Below are 16,116 nucleotides of genomic sequence, written 5' to 3' on the forward strand. Positions count from 1 at the left end.
TTTGTGAAAAAGGAGTGAGTTTTATGAAAAGGGAAGCTCGTTATTATAAGAATGAAAAAGGGAAAATAAGGTGTAATCTATGTCCACATAATTGTTTGATAGATGATGGTAAACGTGGTGCTTGCAATGTTAGAGAGGCTTCTATAGATATAGAAGGGAATTTGAAACTATATACATTGAATTATGGTGAGATTACATCTATGGCAATAGATCCGGTTGAAAAAAAGCCTTTACATGAGTTTTATCCTAATAGTAATATACTATCTGTTGGATCATTTGGATGTAATTTTAAATGTTCTTTTTGTCAAAATTATAGTATATCTCAGTATGAAGCAGATAGTAGATTCGTAGATGAAGAGGAGTTAGCTCAGTTATCATTAAGCCTAAAAGATAGTATTGGATTGGCTTTTACTTATAATGAGCCATCAATATGGTTTGAATATGTTATTGATGTAGCAAAAAGGATAAAAGAACAAAATAAAAATCATAAAGTCGTTTTGGTTACTAATGGATATATAAATGAAGAACCTTTAAGAGAATTGTTACAGTATGTAGATGCTTTAAATATTGATTTAAAAGGAAATGCTGAATATTATAAAAAACTTTGCTTTGGATCTTTAGAAGATGTGAAAAGAACAATTACTATTGCTAATGATGAAAAAAAGCACATAGAGGTAACAACATTATTAGTTCCAAATTCAAATTGTGATAACAAAAGCATTGAAGAAGTAGGTGTGTTTTTAAGTAACTTAAATAAAGATATTCCTCTTCATGTATCAAGATATTTTCCACGATATAAGATGACGGAAAGAGCTACATCACTAGATGAAATGAAAATGGCTTATAATTTACTAAAAAACTACTTGAATAAAGTATATCTAGGAAACTTAAATAGTGATGAATTATCATATTGTTTAAACAAAGACTAAAATAAAAGACGCCGTAGCTCTAATTATGAGTATAGCGTCTTTTATTTTAGTTTAGCTTATATGAACTTTTATTGAGCTAATATATCTTTAAACACTCTATTATGTTCTGTATCCTTACTTAAAGCTTGAATAACTCTTATGATTTGTTCTTCAGAAATAGCTATATTTGAATACTTATAATCAAGTATTAGATAAGCTTTTACTAAAGTGTATAAGTTTATCAATGTATCAATACTTTCTATTAGGTTCTCACCTTTATTAAATGGTATGATATCCTTAAAGACTTGATTTACTAAATAATTCTCAAAGATATATGAATATTCTTCAAGTTTTGAATTACATTTAACTATATCATCTAATATTAGAATTGGAGAAATAGTTTTGTTATGATATATAGATATATTTACTTTTAAATCTTTAAGTAAATCTTTAATTCTATTTCCAATTACGCTATCTATTAGCTTATTACTCGTAATATCATTTAAATATTTTGATGAGATTAATTCTGAACTATTTATATGGTTACTAGAAAACTTTGAAAAGTCAAAGTTAGATTGGTTTAATGAGTCTAATAAATCTTCAATTCCATTGAAATCAAATACTGATTTTAGAGATTTTAGGTTGCAGTAGAAAGATTTTAATAAACTTAAACGTTCTTCTATTGAAAAATCTCTATTTTGCATAATATTTATGGAGCATATTCTTATATCCCAGAAATATTGAAGTAGACTATCAGATCCGTCAAAGGCTTCGGTATCAATAACTCTTCGTATCTCTATAGTTTCTTCATTTATTTCTTCTTCGATTTCTATAAATTCCATTTTATTTTTGTTTTTAAAAGCTAATTCACAAACTTCTTCACAAGATGGTATTCCGCTTTTTTCATATACATCATCTATAATATTAAAAACTCTTGGATATCTTTTGCATGTTATTGATAGATTTTCTTCACCACATCCTCCATGAATATCACAAAGTAGAGAAGAGTTTAAAAAAGGACATTTATTATCAGTGGTAATAACCATGAATCCATAATTAAATGAATCATTAGATTCATTATTCTTAATATACTTTCCTTTAACTAAATCTTTTAATTTATTAGTACTAGTTTCATATTTATTGAATGTATTTTCATCTATATTAACATCCCAACCAGCACAACAAGTATCAGTACAATTAGGACCTATACATTTAAATATTTCCATGTACTTAGGTATAAAAAAGTTTGCTTTCACAAAAACACCATCTTTCGTCTATAAAATATAATTATTTTAGTTTTTAACGTGCTTTATTATTTTATCACTTAAATTGAGTATGGTATATAAATTTTTTATTATTAAAATTCTCTATGAAATCCTTAAGAATATATAATTTAGAGGCAAACCTAATATTGTTTATACAAATAACTTTAAAAGTTAATAATGTTTAAATTTTATCAGGAAATATTTACAAGAAAATCTACCTTGTTATACAATATAGTTACTAAATTGTATAGCAAGGTAGATAAAGGAGAAATTAGCTTATGGCAATTACTTCTCAACTTTTAAAAGGCACTATGGATGGGGTTATACTTAAAATTATTGATAATGAAGAAACATATGGTTATGAAATTTATATTAAACTTCAAGAATTAGGGTTTAATGACTTTTCGGAGGGATCATTATACCCACTATTACTCAGATTAGAAAGAAAGAACTTAATAATAGGTACAAAGCGAAAGTCTAATATTGGACCCAGTAGAAAATACTATATTTTATCAGAAGAGGGAAGGAATGAACTTAATGAGTTTAAAGTTTCTTGGGATAATATAGCCAAAGCATTAGATAACCTTTGGATTCCTTAGAAGAATTTTTGTACAGATGAAAAATATTAATTAGAGCATTATTAAAATTTATTTGTATAAAAGGAGCGCTGTATGGAAAATAGCAAAGTTAATAAGTATTCTTTAAGAGGAGAATATTATATTGCAATGGATAGAATAGAAGATATACTGGGGAAGCAGTTAATAAAAAAAAGAGACTGTAAAGAAATAAAAGAAGATTTGTTAGAAATGTTTTATAGAAATCAAACTAATAATATTCCTATAAATATGGTTATAGGTGATGATTTAGAAGAATTTATTTCAGATATTATAAAATCATATTTTTCTAGCTTTTCATGGAGAAAATGGATTTTTAACTCTATAAAATCTTCATTTATAGCAATGATTATAATAATTTTATTTAATAAATTTATTTTAGGCTTCTTTGATATAAGTATATTAGGAATAGTATTATTTTTTACTATAATTGGTATCATTGAACCTTTAGTTAATTATTTTATACTTGTTAAGGTAAAAAGCGAATTTGGTAGAAATGTAGCGTATTTTATATCTATGATATCAGTGTTTGTGTTAATTTTTTTATATTATTATTTTATTAATTGATTAAGTTAAATTACACTAAGAGTATAAAAATATGTTAATACTAGGATTATATAAGTAAGCAATATGAAATTAGTTGTATACTTTTCATATTGCTTATTTTTTTGTTGGTAATTATATCAAATAATTTGTGGTTGGAAATATTTGATTATCAAAATAAGTCGTGTTATAATATGTCTTACGAATTTCTTTATTAAAGGAGAATAAATGAGTAAGTTAGATATAAGACAAGAAGAACGAATAAAGAATAAGTGGAGTAAGGCTAAGAAATGGATAGGTGGAATTTTAGCTATAGTAGTAATAGTTACTATTTCTGCAATAGGTTTTGGTGGTAACTATTTATATAATTTAGCTTTAAATCCAGATACACCTAAAGATATGATTTTTGCTTCAACAGAAAGCAACAATGATGTTGTTACAATTAATGGGACAAGCGGTCCTGTGAGTATTTCAAGTCAAAAATGGCTTTTAGAACAAAGTGGATATGAGGATTTTTATATGACATCAAGAGATGGACTAAAGCTTCATAATTATCTTATAAAAAAACCTAATACAAATAAATGGGCTATCACAGTCCATGGATATACATCAGAAGGGAAATTAACAGCATCATATGCTAAGAACTTTTTTGATATGGGATATAATGTTATTATTCCAGACCTAAGAGGTCATGGAAGTAGTGAAGGTGATTATATTGGTATGGGGTGGGATGAGCGTATTGATATAATAGATCTTATTAATTATATAATAAAAGAAGATTCAGATGCAGAGATTGTTTTATTTGGAGTTTCAATGGGAGCTTCAACTGTTATGAATGTATCAGGAGAAAAGCTTCCAAGCAATGTTAAAGCAATAATTGCTGATTGTGGATATACAAGTGTATGGGATGAATTTGCATATCAGTTAAAGGAATTATTTGGACTACCTCCATTTCCAATGCTTTATGTAGCAAATATTATTACAAGAGTAAGAGCTGGGTATTGGATAAATGGAGACTCATCAATAGGTCAAGTTTCTAAATCAAATACACCTACATTATTTATTCAAGGTGATAAAGATACCTTTGTACCAGCATATATGGTGGATGAGCTTTATAATGCTTCTTCTGCACCAAAGAAGAAACTAATAATAGAAGGTGCTGGTCATGCTAAGTCCAATAAAGTTGATCCGCAATTATACTGGCAAACAATAGATAAATATTTAAATAAATATGTAAATTAAAGAACTAGCCGTATTAAAACAACTTTTTATTAGTTGATTTTGATACGGCTAGTTTTTTATTAAGCTTTGTTTTTAGAAGGTGCTTCATTTATATCTTTAAGTTTGAACTAGTTGAGGCTGTTGGAAATAACATCTATGTAGTAGATAAAATTCTTACAAAATTGAAATATAAAAGTAAGAAAATTGAATGTTACTTATAGAATAAATTACGTATAATTACATTAAAGATTTAAAATTTGTAAATAACTAAAAGGCTTTATGGAGAGTGTACATAATTTATTAGGGGAGAAAGTATTATATGAAAAAGATATTAGGAAATAAGTTTATATTATTTTTAATTTTCACAATAGTAATAGCCACATTCTTTATTGGATGTTCTAGTGGTAAAAAGAGTGATAAATATATTTTACAAAATAGCATAAATGAATTACAAAGTAAAAGTAATTACGTAAAAATAGATGATATAAATGAAACATTTTTAGATGCTATAGTCGCGACTGAAGATAGAAGATTTTATAATCATGGGGCACTTGACTTTAGAGGGATTGTTAGAGCAATAGTAAATAATATTAAGGCTGGTGAACTTAGAGAGGGCGGAAGCACTATCACTCAACAAACGTCAAAAAATCTTTGTTTAAGCAATGAAAGAAGTTTAAAAAGAAAGATAAAAGAGATTATGCTTAGCTTTCAATTAGAAAAAGATTATTCAAAGAAAGAAATATTAGAGCTTTATGTGAATTCAATATATTTTGGTTCTGGATATACAGGTGTTTCAGAGGCTTCAGAAGGATATTTTAATAAAAAGCCTAAGGATTTGACTTATGATGAAGCAACACTTCTTGCAGGACTTCCTCAAGCACCAAGCTCTTATGATTTAAATACTAAAAGTGGGTTGGAACGCGCAAGAGAAAGACAAAAGCTTGTTAAAAAAGCCTTAGAAAAATATAATGATTAGCATAAAATACCTAAATATCCTAAGTAAGTAGAGTATTATATTTTTAAAATAGCAAAAAATATAATTGTAGAAGTATTATTGAATTTTATAAGTTTTATTGTAGAGAGGTGTTGTAATATGGTATCTCACTTGATTTTAGCTTTTGTAAAGAGTGTTGGAGTAACTTCTACAAGTGCTATTGAGAGAAATATAATGCCTCATGGATTTACAAAAGAACAAGTTGGCTCTGGAATAAGATGTTTGTGTTTATTAGGATTAATAGACATTGTAGAGGTTATAACTTTAGATGGAAGACCCCAATATATGTTTTCTTGATTTATATTATGAGTTAGATTTATTTAAGTCTAACTCTTTCTTTTTTATTTTTACCAAAAGATATTAAAATATAACAAAAATTAAAATTAATTACCTTATAACTTTTTACAAGTAATTAAATATTATATATTGTAACAATAATTTATAAGGTGGATTTATTATGCCAAATCTAAATAAACAAACAATATTAGATGTGAAAATTGGCAATGTAATAGAAAAAGATAGTAAGGATAAAGTTATATTGGTAGGAAGTTATTTTGAAAAAGGAAGCAATTATGTTGAAAATATTGAGATAGTGATTAATCCAGGTGATGGGAATGAGCCGATAACAACAAAAGTTGATTATAGTGGATACAATTTAGAGTTGTTTTTAGGGGATTTTAATAATGATGGCCGAGATGAAATAATGCTTAGAGGAGCTTATGGTGGAACAGGTGGTTTTGCTATTTCTGTAGTTTATGTTTATAGCAATGGAAAATTAAAGCAAATATTTAATCCTGATATGTTTTCAGAAAAATACGAGCTAACTTCTAAATATTTAGAAGATTATATGGTTGAGGTACTTTCAAATACATTGAGAGAAAAATACACATTTTATATTGGAAATAAGCCTAAAATATATTTAGATATTATATATGATAAAAATGGAAAGGTTAAAAAGGATGAAATACCAACTGTATCAGCTATAAATAACGCATTTCCAATAAAAGCAGTCTATCAAGAAACATATTATCTATTTATAAGGCAGAGAGTTGTAGGTGTTTCAAATGCAGATACTATTGGATTTATAGAGAGCTTTGTAAGTCTTATAGATGATAAAATAACTATATTCAATATAGGATCATTTGAATTTGGTGAAAAGATTACTAAGGATAATAGTAAAAAAGAAATAGATAATACAGTTGAATTCATAGATGATGGTTTTGAAGGTGGAAATAGAAGTTTTATCAACAAAAGCGAAGAGAAAAAATTTAAAAATGATAATATTTATTTTACAGATAATTTGAAAGATAAGTTTGAGAGTGGCAAGGAATTAGGAGCAAGAGAGTTTAAAACAATAAAAACAACAAATACTGCATTTGTTGATTTTTATAATTCAAAAGAAGAGATAAAGGATGTTTCTAATAGATTAAATGCTTGCTATAAAACTAATGAAATAAGAATAGAGGAGGAAGTTATCAAAAATAGAAATGAGAGTAATAATACTTTAATATATAACATAAAAGAAGATGTATCTAGAGAAATAGCAAATAAGTTTCCAATAGATACAGTATTTATCAATGTTAAAACAGACTTAGGGGATAAATCATTTATAAAAGAAGATATAGATAATGATGGACATTTAGAAATATTAGTCCCTTATTTGTTGAATGATAGCCCTTATATTGGAGTTATTCAAGAAAATAGAGACTTTTGTACATTAAAAGCAAATTTTAGAGGCGAAGGATGTACAATAGAGGAACTTATTGTTAAAAAAATAGATAGAGAATACTATGTTTTTGTAGGTTTTAAAGTAAATGAAGATTTAAATAAGTTATATATATTGAGATTAAGAGGTGGAAGATTAAGCAAAGCTTTTGATAATAATGAATATTTTTATAATAAAATGTATTTAAAAGATTTAAATGATGACTGTAATTATGAATTGATTTTGTGGAAAAAGAATAATGATGGTGGATATCAAATTTCAATATATAATATAAAAGAAAGTGGATTACACTCAACCAATAAATATGATAAAAAATACTATAAAGAAGTTGTTGATTACTATAAAGGTAAAATAAAATCTTATGAGGATACAAGCATATATCCATATTATTTAGCTTTAGCATATGAAAAGAGAGAAGAATATAAAAAAGCATTAGCAGTGGTTGAGAAGGCTTTAGAAAGTAAAACACCATATCCTTCAAAAAATGAACTTGAAAAATTTAAGAAAAGATTAAAAAAGGCAATAAGGTAATGGATTTAATTGTATAAGTTTTGTGGTTAAAGAATACGATTTTATTTATGATTTAGTAGATTTATATTATGAAATTATGATGTAATTATACTATAAAAAATGATATACCAAGATTAATCTTGGTATATCATTTTTATAGTTCTAAAGAATATTTATTTGGAGAAAATGCCTTATCTATATCATTGGCAATATTTCCGTCAAGTTGGTTTTTATAGACCATATCTTTAATTATTTTCATGGCATCATTATGGCTCATCCCATCTTTGTAAGGACGTTTTTCAGTTAATGCTTGATATATATCTATACAAGCGAAAAGTCTTTCAAATTTACCAAGTTCGTTAGCTGTTTTTCCAAATGGATAACCACTGCCATCAAGTTTTTCATGGTGGCAATAAGCCCAGGAAGCTATATCTTCAAGGCCATCTATATCCTTTAGCATAATATATGTGTAGTATACATGGGTTTGAATATGTCTATATTCATCACTTGTAAGTCTACCTGGTTTTTCTAACACATCTACATCTACAACAAGCTTTCCTATATCGTGTATAGCTCCAGCAAAGTACATTTTTGCACGAGTATCAGTATCATAATTATAGTATTCACCCATTTTCATTGCTTTATCTGCAACGCCTAAAGAATGTTTTTGAGTAAATTCAGATTTATAATCTATTATTATTGCGAATATCCTTGCAAAGTTTATAAGGTCATCACTTGAATAGTTTAGCTTTAACTTAGGTAAAACTTTATGAAGTGATATATCTATGTTTTCATCTCTTAAGTTTGTAAATTTATCTAAATTAAAAGCAGATAAAAACCAGTTTACACATTGGTAATCAAAAAGTTTATCTGTATTTTCTTGAAGATATTTAGTTACTAGCTTAAATTTATTTTCATCTATTGTATTTAAATTAAATTTACTATCAAGTGAGTCAGCCAAGTGGATTAAGCGTGCATAAAGTGGTATTTCATTAAAAGTTTTATTGAAAGGACCAGATCCATTAGCATTTTCATGATGAAACAATATAGAGCCAGTAACATCTTCAAATAAATGTAGTTTTCTAAAATTATTTTCACCTAGAATGCAATGTAAGTTTTCATTTACATGGTTTTTAATATTTACACTATTATAATTTTTATGTTCAGAGTGTATATATTCAGTTAAGGCATTATCATGTAAAATAGCACAAGCAGCTACATCAAATAATCGAGACTTAGGAAGTCCAATGATTTTACATATTTCTATACACATATATGCAACTCTCTTTGAGTGATTTGTTTTTACTCCCAACAAATCACGCTCTACACAATCTAAAGCAAATGAAATTGAAAATAGTGTTTCGGTCAAATTAAAATTCATAATAAATCCTTTCGAAAGTAATTATTAAATAGTGTTATGAAAATGGTAGCATATAAAGTAGTAAATAACAATTGTTAGAAATTAGTTCATTCATTATGATATTATAAATGCCCAATTTTATTAGATTTAATTATATGTTTTTTATATATTTAAATTCTTTGGATGAAGTAAGATACATAAAAGTGATGCATACTGTTCATTATAATAAATAGAGATTTTATAGTTATAGATATAAGGAGTTTATTATGAAGAGGTTTAATACTATAAAAACATATGTTAACTTTTCAAGGAATGTACAAATAATTGTTATAAGTGAATTAATTTTAGCAGGAGCTTTTGGAATATATGGTTTTTTACAAATATTATATTTAAATGAAATTAATATTTCACCAGATAAAATTGGCTTTATTTTTTCTATAGGGGCACTTTCTTCTATGGTAGGATTCTTCATAGGACCATTTATACAAATATTAGGGAGGAAAAGTGTTCTTATTATAGGATGTTTATTAAGTGCTATAGGTATAGGCTTTTATGTAATATTTACGGGATATACACTATTATTGATAGCACAAATCTTAGTTAATATTGGATTATGTTTTATACAGGTTACAGAGTTACAACTTTTATATTCATATACAACTCCTGATAAGGAGTGCTGTGCATATAGTTATAAATCATCAGTTAATTTTATAGCATCAACATTAGGCAGTTTATTAGCGGGTAATATAAATAGAGTTCCGATATTTCATAATATGGGGTATAAAAAGCTATTCTTATTAGCTGCATTCATGACTTTAGTTGCTTTTGGAATAAGATTATTTTTACTACCTAAAGATGAAAGAATTAAAGGAGAGCGTAGAGTTGCTAGGAAGGCATTAAAGAATGCATTGATTTTACTTAAGACTCATGAAAGAATAAGAGTATTTGCAGTGTTTTTATTTGTTTTATCAGTAGGTGGAAGTGCTATTTGGCCATACAACAATCTAATTTTAAAGAATCAGTTTAATATGAGTAATACAACAATTTCTATAGTTAATTTTATAATAACTGCTATAAATATGATAAGTATAACTTTAATGCCAAATATTATAGAGAAAATAGGTATAAGAAAGTTTGAGTTATTTGCAATGATAGGAATAGCATTAAGTACATTTTTATTGTCATTAGGTTTCTCAACTATGATTTTTACAATATTTTTAGTATGTAGAGCTACAAGTGCGTGTTTAGTTGGATCTTCTTTAGATAGTTCAATGATGAGTCATATAGAAGTTGAAAACAGGGATGTATTTGCAGGTGTTAAACTTTTAGTAAATGGAGTTTCCTGTGCTATAGGAAACTTTGTGGGTGGATTTATAATAGATAGAATAAATTATAGAGGAATTTATATTTGTGGATTAGCAGTTTTAATAATATCAATTATTTTATTTTATTTAAAAGTAACTAAATACTTAGATTGTAAATCACACATAAAAATGCTTAAAGAAAAACAGTGTAACTGTCATAGAAAATATTATTACATACATAGGAGAATATAGAATATTAGAATACTAGTCTCTATAGTAAGTAGAATGATGAAATTTATTATACATTTTTGTAAGTATAAAATAATTTTAATATTTATGGTAAAATTAAATTCACGAGGCATTATTTGAATACTTATGAGGAAAGGTTGAGTATATGAATTTATTAGAAGTTTTATTAGATAATATACCTTATTCAATATGGTTATTGGGAAAAGATGGTATATTTCTTTTTGTTAATAAATATTATGCAAATACGCTAGGATTAGAAAAAAATGAGATTATTGGGAAAACAATTTATGAACTATTTCCTAAAAAAACAGTTGAGGAATATATAGGAAATTATAATGAGGTATTAAAGGATGGAAAACCTAAATTATTTACAGGATATTCAGAGCATTTAGGATATCCAGAAGGAACATTTTTAGAATGTTATTTAGCACCTATAATGGATAAAGATAAAATTACATGCTTTTTAGGTATTTTACAAAATCAAAGTGAAAGAAAAAGGTATGAGGAAGAAATAATACATCAAAAAGATTTATTAAATACTATTTTTGATAATATGCCAGATGGTATTTATCATAAAGATATAGATGGAAGATATTTGGCATGTAATGATACTTTAACTAGGGAGATTTATGGTAAATCAAAAGAGGAAATTGTAAATAAAAATATAAATGAATTATCGTTAACTTTAGGAAAAGACAATATTATATTGAGTAACAATGATTTAGTTGAAAAAATAAATAATTTAGACAAGCTTGTTATAAAAACAAAAATTAAAAAACGTATGGAATTTGAGTTGAAAAATAAAGTAGGCGTAAAATATATTGAATCGATAAAGGTTCCTGTTATAGATAAAAGTGGAAATGCTACTGGAATAGTAGGAATAATTAGGGATATTACTGATAATGTTGTTTTAGAAAATAAACTTAAAAAGATGAGTTATATGGATAAACTTACTGAATTATATAACAGAGCTTATTTTGATGAAAAAATAGAAGAACTAAATAAGGAATCCTTTTTTCCTTTAAGCTTTATAATGGGAGATGTTAATGGATTAAAAATAATAAATGATACTATAGGACATTTAGATGGAGACAAGCTCTTAATAAATATTGCTAATGTAATAAAGAATTCATGCAGAAAAAGTGATTTTATGTTTAGATGGGGGGGAGATGAGTTTTGTATTCTTTTACCTAAGACTGATGAAAGGGAAGCTAACATTATATGTAGTAGAATAAGAGAAAATTGTGAAAAATTTAGTGGAAGTGAATTCCCTTTAAGTATAGCTCTTGGATGCGCAACTACAAGGGATAAAGATAAGCCTATAGAATCGTTTTTAATAGAAGCAGAGGATAAGGTTTATAGGGAGAAACTTATTTATGAAAAGGAAATAAAGAAAAGAATAGTTGAAGCATTGCAAGATAATTTATCAAAAAAGCATAAGGAAACAAAAGAGCATATTGAAAGAGTAGAAGAGTATGCTTTTAAATTAGGAAGAAAGATGAATCTAGATAAAAAGTATTTATTGGAACTATGTAAACTAGCTAAATTACATGATATAGGTAAGGTTGGAATACCTATAGAAATTTTATCTAAACCAGGAAAGCTTACAAATGAGGAATTTGAAATTATAAAAACTCATTCAGAAAAAGGTTATAGAATAGCTATGTTTAATCCAGATATAGAACATTTAGCACAAGGGATTCTTGCTCATCATGAAAGGTATGATGGGACAGGTTATCCACTAGGGTTAAAGGGAGAAGATATCCCATTCTTAGCAAGAGTAATATGTGTAGTAGATGCTTTTGATGCTATGACTGGAGAAAGAACTTATAAAAGAAAAATGTCAAAAGAAGAGGCAAAATTAGAACTTGCAAGATGCGCTGGTACTCAGTTTGATCCTAAAGTAGTAGAATGCTTTTTACCAATAATAGATGAAATTGTAGTATAGTGAGTTTTAATATAATAATAAAGGAGATATATTTATATAGCTCCTTTATTATTAAAGCATAAAATTTATTAAATCCAATTAATTTCAGCTTCTTTTCTAGGTGTAGTTCTTTTGTAAGAAACAGCAGGATAGCCGATGACCATACATGAAGCAATTTTCTTACCTTTAACTCCAAATAGGTTCATCATCTCTTCATTACCTTCAGCGGCTATTTGTAAGAATCCACTAAAGAATGTTCCAAGACCTAGTGCATTAGTCATAAGTTCCATATTTGAAGAAGCTAATTCTCCATCAAGATCATGATGTGAAAATACTAAAACAACAGCAGGCGCATTATAGAACAGTCTGTCATTATTCATAGAATCTGATTTGTACGCTTTATACATTTTAGTCCATATTAATGCATATCTTTTTAACTGGTTGTTTTCGGTTTCGTTATTAAGTATATATTCACCTTTAGCTCTTAAACTTTCATAAGCTAATTCTTTTAGCTTGTCTAGTTTTTCTGTAATAACTACATATGAAACATCTTGACTATTTACAGCAGTTTGAGTAAATCTACCAGCTTCTATTATTTTTTCTAGCTTTTCTTTTTCAATTTTTTTATCTTTGAATTTTCTAACACTTCTTCTAAATTTTATAAAGTTTAATAGATTTTCAGCATTTAAAGAGAATGTATCTTTATTATATTCTTTGACTTCATCCATGTTATAATCGTCTGTTGAAATAGCTTTTGTTGGACATATTGCTATGCAATGACCGCACTTTATACAGTTTCTATTTTTTATATTAGCTTTTTCATTAATAAACTTTATGTCGTTTACTGGACAATCCTTTATGCATTGAGAACATGCAATACATTTTTCTTGGTTAACTATAAACATAAAATCTCTCCTTAATAAATATCATCATAGATGATGATTTCTTCTTTGGTATTTATATAATAAACAGATATTTGCATAATTTTTTATGCAAATATCTGTTTATTATATCATTTAAAGATTATATAGTCTAATAACTATTTTTATTGTTTAAAAAAGGCTATATTTTAAGTGAGTGTTGATTTATAGAAGTAAATATAATAAGTAATCCATAGTTCTAGTAGGTTTATCACCTATTAAAAATAGATATTATTACTTATTAGATATACTCGTAAATGATGATGATAATAATAAAAAAATATCTAAAAATCTAAAAATAAGATTAATATTAAAAATTAAATTAACTGTATTGATAATAAAAATGATAAAATAGATTTTATAATCAATTAGGTAGAGGAGAGTAAGTATGAGCTTTTTTGAATTAGTCAATAAAAGAGAAAGTGTAAGAGGATATTTGGATAAAGATGTTGAAAGAGAAAAAATGATTAAAGTAGTTGAAGCAGCTAGAATGGCACCTTCAGCTTGCAATGCTCAACCATGGAAGTTTGTTTTAGTAGATGATAAAAATAAGGTGGAAGAGATTGCTAATAATTTATACGATCCTCTTATAGGAATAAATAAGTTTGCTTTAACTTCGCCAGCTTTTATTATTGTTGTTGGAGAAAAACGTAATTTTACATCAAAAATGGGTGAACTTATAAAAAAGAAGGATTATACTTCAATTGATATAGGTATAGCATCAGAACACTTGTGTCTAGCAGCTACTGAACTTGGACTAGGAACATGCATGATGGGATGGTTTAAAGAGAAAAACATAAAAAAGGTTTTAAATATACCTAGTAATAAAGACATTCACTTAGTTATTTCTTTGGGATATTATGATAATAAGGAAAGTAGAAAAAAAGTTAGAAAAAGCATGGATGAAATAAGTTCTTTTAATGAATATAAATAAGGTAAGATCTTTCCTTACCTTATTACTTTGTCTATATAAATATACTAAATTATTCAAGAGGATTTTGTTTTGTTCTTTCAAATATAAGTATTTCATAATCTTCTGTGTTATGTGAGGGTTCAAGTTTTAAGATAAGCTTCCACCCACTTTCAGCTAAATAGTTGAGTTCTTTTTCTAATAATTTAATTTCTTCTTTAATTTCTCTATTTGAATTCGGAGTCAGTAATTTTTTTTCAATACATTTATATTCATACATGTTTTATTTACACTTCCTTTCAAATTAAGATGTTTATTATATACAAATTTTTGAAGAAATATTATACTTTATTATATGCTAAAGAATAGGGAATTAATCAAATTACTCTTTAGATAAGTTTAGTAATTTTTAATGTTAAGTTATCAGTAGCTATGTAAATGTGTACAAAAAGTAAAGAAAATGATATAATTTAAATGTAATTATTTGGCTTTAAACTTTGTTTTATTATTTAAATGAGGGGTGAGGATATGTTCTTTACAATAAATGCTTATAAAATACCGTTAGAAAGCGTATATAGATTAAAATGTAATTCTAATTGGGAGCCTCAAGACAATTTTAAAGAATTTGACTTAGTAAATGATATGGTTTTTAAAACTCACGAAGAAGCCGAAAAATGGCTTGAAAAAGAAGAGATACTTATTGTTAATGGAGAAAAAGTTAATGTTTTAGGAGCTCATGTAAGTTACTTAGGAGTTGATAATTTTAATATTGAAATAGTAGTTCATAGAAGTGAAAAGCCAAAGCTGTTTACAATTGAAGACTTAAGAAAACTCTTGGAAGAAGGCGATGATAGATATAATAATTCTTTGATAATTGATTTTGAAGGAAATCTAAAGCTAGTACAAAGTAATCCAGAAGATATCATATATCATTCAAATTATGCAGTTAGTAATGAAGTGTATAATAGTGGAAATGGTTTTGTTGGAAGAAAGCTTGATGATTTATATTTAAGGTTAATTTATTTAAATTTGCTTGATAATTGGCTTCTTCATATTCAGACTGGAAGAAGCATTTATGTAAGTTGTTATGAAGATAATATTGATGAAAAAAAGACTATTTATAAAATTAATAAGTTAGTAATGAATAATTGATTATTATTGACAGAGGAGATGTAAATATGATAAAAAAATCAAATATATTTTCTAATAATGAAACTGTACGTTGTGTTTTATGTGGAAGAGATTTAATGGACGATGTTAAGAAATCAATGGTTCAAATCATAACAGATAAAGACGATAAAATAGTTAGAGTTCTTCCATGTTGTAAAGGCGAATGTGATCATAAGTTACAAGATGAAATTAAAGATGATGAAGGTAATGGATTTAGAGATTTGGTTACTTTTGTAAATCCATATCTTTATATAAAAAATGTAAGTCAAATGATGGATAGAATGTTTGAAGGAAAGGGATTTGCTAACCAAGAAGCATTTGATACTTATTCAGATTTAATATTAAATTGTTATCAGTATATTTCAAGAGATTTAACAGAAGAAGAAAAAATAATAGCTAAAAAAGCAAATATGTTACCTTTATAATAAAAAGAATTAGAATTAACCTTATAAAAATTTAGAATATTAAGTATTTTAAATTATTATTTTTTATAGC

General features: G+C 26.3%; 16 protein-coding genes. 12 read left to right on the top strand and 4 right to left on the bottom strand.

Annotation, left to right across the window (positions count from 1 at the left end; all coding sequences use genetic code 11):
* Positions 1-23 precede the first annotated feature (23 nt).
* Positions 24-929 carry an AmmeMemoRadiSam system radical SAM enzyme gene (gene amrS, locus ACQZHJ_RS07305; RefSeq protein ID WP_430484887.1) on the top strand — a complete coding sequence of 302 codons (906 nt, stop codon included), beginning with the start codon at positions 24-26 and terminating at the stop codon, positions 927-929.
* A gap of 68 nt (positions 930-997) precedes the next feature.
* Here amrS and fliB read toward each other — a convergent pair whose 3' ends face one another.
* Positions 998-2,164, bottom strand: a complete 1,167-nt coding sequence (fliB, locus tag ACQZHJ_RS07310; protein ID WP_430484888.1) for a flagellin lysine-N-methylase — start codon at positions 2,162-2,164, stop codon at positions 998-1,000.
* Between the two features lie 287 nt (positions 2,165-2,451).
* On the opposite strand from fliB, the gene ACQZHJ_RS07315 reads away from it, so the two are divergent.
* The 6 genes from ACQZHJ_RS07315 (at position 2,452) to ACQZHJ_RS07340 (ending at position 7,802) form a co-directional block, all read left to right on the top strand.
* Positions 2,452-2,772, top strand: coding sequence for a PadR family transcriptional regulator (locus tag ACQZHJ_RS07315; protein ID WP_430484889.1), 321 nt, complete (start codon positions 2,452-2,454; stop codon positions 2,770-2,772).
* A 72-nt stretch (positions 2,773-2,844) separates the two neighbouring features.
* Complete coding sequence (locus ACQZHJ_RS07320; protein ID WP_430484890.1) at positions 2,845-3,354, top strand: hypothetical protein; 510 nt, start codon at positions 2,845-2,847, stop codon at positions 3,352-3,354.
* Between the two features lie 204 nt (positions 3,355-3,558).
* Positions 3,559-4,572, top strand: a complete 1,014-nt coding sequence (locus tag ACQZHJ_RS07325) for an alpha/beta hydrolase (protein ID WP_430484891.1) — start codon at positions 3,559-3,561, stop codon at positions 4,570-4,572.
* Positions 4,573-4,870: 298 nt separating this feature from the next.
* The gene (locus ACQZHJ_RS07330; protein WP_430484892.1) at positions 4,871-5,527 is read left to right on the top strand and encodes a transglycosylase domain-containing protein; all 657 of its coding nucleotides are present in this window, start codon (positions 4,871-4,873) and stop codon (positions 5,525-5,527) included.
* A 117-nt stretch (positions 5,528-5,644) separates the two neighbouring features.
* Positions 5,645-5,842 carry a hypothetical protein gene (locus ACQZHJ_RS07335; protein ID WP_430484894.1) on the top strand — a complete coding sequence of 66 codons (198 nt, stop codon included), beginning with the start codon at positions 5,645-5,647 and terminating at the stop codon, positions 5,840-5,842.
* Between the two features lie 160 nt (positions 5,843-6,002).
* A complete protein-coding gene (locus ACQZHJ_RS07340; RefSeq protein ID WP_430484895.1) occupies positions 6,003-7,802 on the top strand; it encodes a hypothetical protein in 1,800 nt (599 codons plus the stop codon).
* Positions 7,803-7,935: 133 nt separating this feature from the next.
* Here ACQZHJ_RS07340 and ACQZHJ_RS07345 read toward each other — a convergent pair whose 3' ends face one another.
* Entirely contained in the window at positions 7,936-9,162 is a 1,227-nt protein-coding gene (locus ACQZHJ_RS07345; protein WP_430484896.1) for an HD-GYP domain-containing protein, read from the bottom strand.
* Between the two features lie 245 nt (positions 9,163-9,407).
* Between ACQZHJ_RS07345 and ACQZHJ_RS07350 the strand changes: the two genes are divergently transcribed.
* Together ACQZHJ_RS07350 and ACQZHJ_RS07355 are read left to right on the top strand one after the other, a co-directional pair.
* Complete coding sequence (locus ACQZHJ_RS07350) at positions 9,408-10,697, top strand: MFS transporter (RefSeq protein ID WP_430484897.1); 1,290 nt, start codon at positions 9,408-9,410, stop codon at positions 10,695-10,697.
* Between the two features lie 142 nt (positions 10,698-10,839).
* On the top strand, positions 10,840-12,642 hold the full coding sequence (locus ACQZHJ_RS07355; RefSeq protein ID WP_430484898.1) for a sensor domain-containing diguanylate cyclase/phosphohydrolase: 1,803 nt from the start codon (positions 10,840-10,842) through the stop codon (positions 12,640-12,642).
* 68 nt (positions 12,643-12,710) lie between these two features.
* Here ACQZHJ_RS07355 and ACQZHJ_RS07360 read toward each other — a convergent pair whose 3' ends face one another.
* Positions 12,711-13,526, bottom strand: coding sequence for a nitroreductase family protein (locus ACQZHJ_RS07360; RefSeq protein WP_430484899.1), 816 nt, complete (start codon positions 13,524-13,526; stop codon positions 12,711-12,713).
* Positions 13,527-13,929: 403 nt separating this feature from the next.
* Here ACQZHJ_RS07360 and ACQZHJ_RS07365 point away from each other — a divergent pair, with 403 nt between their 5' ends.
* Positions 13,930-14,475, top strand: coding sequence for a nitroreductase family protein (locus ACQZHJ_RS07365; RefSeq protein ID WP_430484900.1), 546 nt, complete (start codon positions 13,930-13,932; stop codon positions 14,473-14,475).
* Between the two features lie 49 nt (positions 14,476-14,524).
* On the opposite strand, the gene ACQZHJ_RS07370 is transcribed toward ACQZHJ_RS07365, so the two are convergent.
* Positions 14,525-14,731: a DUF4177 domain-containing protein gene (locus ACQZHJ_RS07370; RefSeq protein WP_430484901.1), complete on the bottom strand. Its 207-nt coding sequence runs from the start codon at positions 14,729-14,731 to the stop codon at positions 14,525-14,527.
* 248 nt (positions 14,732-14,979) lie between these two features.
* Between ACQZHJ_RS07370 and ACQZHJ_RS07375 the strand changes: the two genes are divergently transcribed.
* Both ACQZHJ_RS07375 and ACQZHJ_RS07380 read left to right on the top strand, forming a co-directional pair.
* Positions 14,980-15,603, top strand: a complete 624-nt coding sequence (locus tag ACQZHJ_RS07375) for a hypothetical protein (RefSeq protein WP_430484902.1) — start codon at positions 14,980-14,982, stop codon at positions 15,601-15,603.
* 26 nt (positions 15,604-15,629) lie between these two features.
* Entirely contained in the window at positions 15,630-16,046 is a 417-nt protein-coding gene (locus ACQZHJ_RS07380) for a hypothetical protein (RefSeq protein ID WP_430484903.1), read from the top strand.
* Positions 16,047-16,116: the final 70 nt, after the last annotated feature.

The organism is Clostridium sp. B9 (genome assembly GCF_050509515.1).
Lineage (GTDB): Bacteria > Bacillota > Clostridia > Clostridiales > Clostridiaceae > Sarcina.